This is a genomic window from Ilumatobacter sp. (assembly GCF_041688325.1).
In the GTDB taxonomy this organism is placed as follows: domain Bacteria; phylum Actinomycetota; class Acidimicrobiia; order Acidimicrobiales; family Ilumatobacteraceae; genus Ilumatobacter_A.
In genome coordinates this window covers 1-3,911 of the sequence record NZ_JBDNIJ010000150.1, presented here as the reverse complement: position 1 = coordinate 3,911, position 3,911 = coordinate 1, and the positions used below count along the sequence as shown (strand labels likewise).

The following is a 3,911-nucleotide window of genomic DNA, read 5'->3' as shown; positions in this document are numbered from 1 at the left end:
TCGGCCAGGCCACTACCGTCTCCCATCGCAGGGATCTCCTCACCGTTGAAGTCGTAGAACCACTCCAACTCTGGCGGGATCCCTGCACCCACCGGGGGACCCTCACCCCAAACCCACTCCCCACTTCAACGAGAAGAGCCAAATAACCCGGGTCACGGTCTAGGGCAGAGCGGCGATCCTGAAGGCCGATTTGCCTATCCGCTGAGCGCCTAAGACCTGACATCGCGCAGGTCTTCCAAACGACTCGCAGATAGCCACTTTCGCACTCACTAGTAGTCCTCTCAGGGCGGCCGCACCGAGGACAGCGCACTGCCGACCCTGATTCTTTTGAGGTGATCAAGCCGTGAACGATCGCGTGCAGCGCCCGAGAACAGCCCGCGTGGCGTCACTGTCCAGCCAACGCAAAACGCCCGCCCTAGGCCGCTGTGAGCGGTCTGGGCGGGCGTTCGTTTGCGTCAGCGATGGGCCCCATTCCTAAAACCACCGCTGACTATCTCGGACCCTGCAGTAGGAGTCACAATCGAACTGCGGGGCGGGGGAGAACTTGGGCCTACTCAGCCAGGATCTTGTAGGCGCCCTGGATGTTGCGGACGTGGAACAAGCCCTTGATCTCGACGCGTAATGTCGTCAAGTTCTTTCGGAACCCGGTGTACGGGTCAGCGTCGAACCGCATGCCGCCGAGGTAGAGCACGCCGAGCATTTGCGGATCAATCAGGAACGGTGCCTCGTCGCCAGCACCGATGCGTTCAATCACGTTGAGATCCCAGAGCGGTGAGGCTGTGTTCGTCGAGCGTGTCGGGAACACATAGGCACCGCTGCCAGATTCGGTGTACGTGTCGAGCTCGACAGAGTCCGTCGGGTTCAACACTGCGAGCCGTGGACGTGCGCCCACCGCCCGCATAGCACCGATCGCGTTACGGGTCTGCTCGATCAGGTTCGTGCCCGTCAGACCAGAATCCGGCGTGGCTGCTTCGATCTGAGCCATGACGTGGGCGTCAATCGCCTGCTGGATCTGGAACTGGCCTTCGCTTTCCATGAACGCTGCGAACTGCGGAACCGACTCGAGGACCGCGTTCGGAATGTCGTTGATCGTCACCGCGAAGTCGACCAGCGGGTCATTCACGAGGACCGTGGTGGTGTCGACGTTTGCCTTATCGCTGGTCGCGTCCAGGTTTCGCTTCACGGTGCCGGTGAGGGTCCGCGCGGTCTGCTTGAAGTCCTGGATTGCTGACTTGTTGCCGGCGTCCTCGCTCGGCAGGTTCGGCCACAACCAGCGCGAGTCGCGGCCGAGCGGCACCATCTGGGGTGTCGACGGGTTCCACTCGCCTACATCGGGGAAGCTTGACTTGAGCGCATCGAAGGCTTTGATCTCGACGGACGGGCGGCGCTTCAAGTCGAAGCCGGCGTCGACGATTGCTTCGGTGAGTGGCGACATCTGAGCTTTTGCAGCACCGAACCGGTTCCGGTTGTTCATCGGCGTCATGCCATCGCCGGGTTCTGTGCTGAGGTTGCCCTTGGTGTAGTGGTCGAGGATGTCGTCGTTGAATGCCTTTTCGAGCTGCTCGATGCGGTCGATTGAACGGTTCGACCCGGCAATCAGATTCGAGGCGCGCTCGGAGAGGTTGCGGGTTTTGGTCTTGTCGGGCTCGGCTTCCATCCGGTCGTTGATGGTCTTGAGCTCTCGGGTGATGCTGTCGCGCTTGGCGCGCTCTTCGGTGAGCTGGTTGTGAATATTCATGTCAGGGTTCTGCTTTCAAGGAGATTTCGAGTAGGGGAAAGACGCGGCCGCGCAAGGGGCCGCTCGTCGTTTCACCCGGCGTGTCTCGCAGACCAGGGCCGACAATCGATGTCTTGTGTGGGCGACTCGGCCGACTGTCGCGCCGTGGCGTTTGCCAGAGCTGAGAGAGTGAGCCAAGCCGGCCGACAAACAATGTCGGATGACTTCACACAGAACAGTAGCGGTGACGTCAAGGACCCTCTGGGCCGGGCATGGGTGTCGAACGGTCGGTCGGGCCTCGGAAGCGGAGACCCCGCATGTCCTGCTCGCAATGTGTACGGGTTGGGGTCTCCACGAAGGCTGGCAAGTAAAAGGCGTCCGGCCGCGTGATCTACCCTATGAACATGTCTGATTCAGGGCTTCAACCGCCTCCCCCTCCGCCCACAGAACAAAATCAAGCACCAGCGGAGGGGAATAGTGGTCGTCGCTCAGACGTGCCGGCGTTCTTGTTCGACGGCGGGGCGGCGACCTACTTCGGCACAGGCATTCTTGCCCTCCTCGTGACAGTCTTTACGTTCGGAATCGCCTACCCGTTCGCCTTAGTTCTCCGCGAAAGGTGGAAGGCGAAGCACACGTACATCGAGGGTCGGCAGCTCATGTTCACGGGGAAAGGTCTCGGCCTATTTGGGAACTGGATTAAGTGGCTACTTCTCACGATTGTGACGCTCGGAATATATTCGTTCTGGGTGATTCCGAGATTGACGAAGTGGAAGGTTGAACATCAGGCTTTCGATCCCCGCCAGTGATAGCTACGTAGGCGACGGCCCTGCGGAACTCCGGGCGCCGTCCGATACGCCCCGTCCGTCCTGTGTGGCAACGGTCAGGTCGTGCCGGGTCGTTGTTCGCTGGCGGAGGCGTATTCTCACTCACGGAGGACCCCCCTTGAAGGCCCGCGGAGAGAGGAGGGAAGGGCGGGGTTCTTCGTGCTGGCATGTTGCGTTTACGTGCTGCACCTACCCCGCCTCATCCAGGCCCTGAGTGGTCGCTGAGCGCGCCTTCCTCGCTTGCTTACGTGCTGCCGATGTCATCGCTCCACGCACTCCCCAGTCGAGGCTTTCGTCGGCCATCGCTTCGGCTAGGCATTCGATCCGAACCGGACAGCGTCCACATAGTTCCAAGGCTGGCCGTGCGCTTTGCCCGATGCCGGGGAAGAAGATGTCGATGTCGATGTCGCGGCATAGGGCGTCGTCAAGCCAGGCCGGCTGACGTGTCGCTATCCGTTGGAGTGGAGTGCCGGTGTCGTCGGGTTCGATGAAGTACATCTCAGGGTTTCCTCTCGGGAATGATCTGTCGTCGAATGCGCTGGCTTCTGGTCGGGTGTGAGCGGTGTCGTGGGTGCTGAGGGTGCTCAGGTTTCCCCTCTGTTGTGTCTTGCCTCTGAGGGTGCTCACGCCGCCTTCTCTCCCTTAACCACATCAAGACACGACAAGGGGGATTCCTGAGCACCGACGACACCCTCAACACCTTCACGGTCGGGCACCTCAACGCTGGTCAAAGTGCCGATCCGGCCGGCCTTGATTCGACGTCCGAGCTGCCAGGTGATCCCGACTTTGTGCAACATCGCAGCCGACCGGGACATCGCGTTGGAGAGCTGGCGGGCGTTCGTTGGCCACTCGGGCGGGTTGTTGATGGGTGCGATCAGCTCGGCGAGGAGTTGTCGGGCGGTGCCGCTCCATTCGTCGCGATGTTCCATGAACTCCACAACGGCGACGGCGACAGCGTCAGATTCGAGCGCCTCGTCGAAGATGGTGTCGAGCTGGCGCCGGTAAGACTTGAGCGAGTCGTCCCCTGTAACGGTGTCGTGCGCAGCGAGGAACGTCGCGAAGTCGGCCATGCGAAGATCGCGGACTATCTCGGTGGTGGGTTGTTCTTTGATGACTCCGACGGCCAGATCGAGTAGTGCGCCCAACACTCTCGGGCGCATGTCGTCGAGTCGGGCGTCGACTTCGCGCTCTGTCAGCCATTGGGTTGGTCGTTGCAGCTCGAACAAGACCAACCGTTCGGCGAGGTCGGGCCGCAACGTGGCGCCCAATGTGATCCCGTTCAGGATGACGCAACGCCGCCACGATGTCGCGACTACGTCGTCATCGGTGTAGAGGCTGCGTCTGAGCCAGCCGTCTCCGGTAATTGTGCG

The 3,911-nt window shown here is 61.3% G+C and carries 3 protein-coding genes and 1 pseudogene; 1 reads left to right on the top strand and 3 read right to left on the bottom strand.

Annotation, left to right across the window (positions count from 1 at the left end; genetic code table 11):
* Positions 1–550: 550 nt before the first annotated feature.
* On the bottom strand, positions 551–1,738 hold the full coding sequence (locus ACH2EI_RS09815; protein ID WP_395159856.1) for a hypothetical protein: 1,188 nt from the start codon (positions 1,736–1,738) through the stop codon (positions 551–553).
* A 383-nt stretch (positions 1,739–2,121) separates the two neighbouring features.
* Between ACH2EI_RS09815 and ACH2EI_RS09810 the strand changes: the two genes are divergently transcribed.
* Positions 2,122–2,523: a DUF898 family protein gene (locus tag ACH2EI_RS09810; protein ID WP_395159854.1), complete on the top strand. Its 402-nt coding sequence runs from the start codon at positions 2,122–2,124 to the stop codon at positions 2,521–2,523.
* Between the two features lie 207 nt (positions 2,524–2,730).
* On the opposite strand, the gene ACH2EI_RS09805 is transcribed toward ACH2EI_RS09810, so the two are convergent.
* Together ACH2EI_RS09805 and ACH2EI_RS09800 are read right to left on the bottom strand one after the other, a co-directional pair.
* On the bottom strand, positions 2,731–3,168 hold the full coding sequence (locus tag ACH2EI_RS09805) for a WhiB family transcriptional regulator (protein ID WP_395159852.1): 438 nt from the start codon (positions 3,166–3,168) through the stop codon (positions 2,731–2,733).
* Positions 3,165–3,911: pseudogene (locus ACH2EI_RS09800) on the bottom strand (hypothetical protein); the annotation flags it as partial. The pseudogene ACH2EI_RS09800 and the gene ACH2EI_RS09805, both read right to left, overlap by 4 nt.

Excerpts from the sequence above, each read along its gene's own strand:
- ACH2EI_RS09810 (WP_395159854.1), top strand. The coding sequence starts at position 2,122 with ATGTCTGATTCAGGGCTTCAACCGCCTCCCCCTCCGCCCACAGAACAA.
- ACH2EI_RS09815 (WP_395159856.1), bottom strand. The coding sequence starts at position 1,738 with ATGAATATTCACAACCAGCTCACCGAAGAGCGCGCCAAGCGCGACAGC.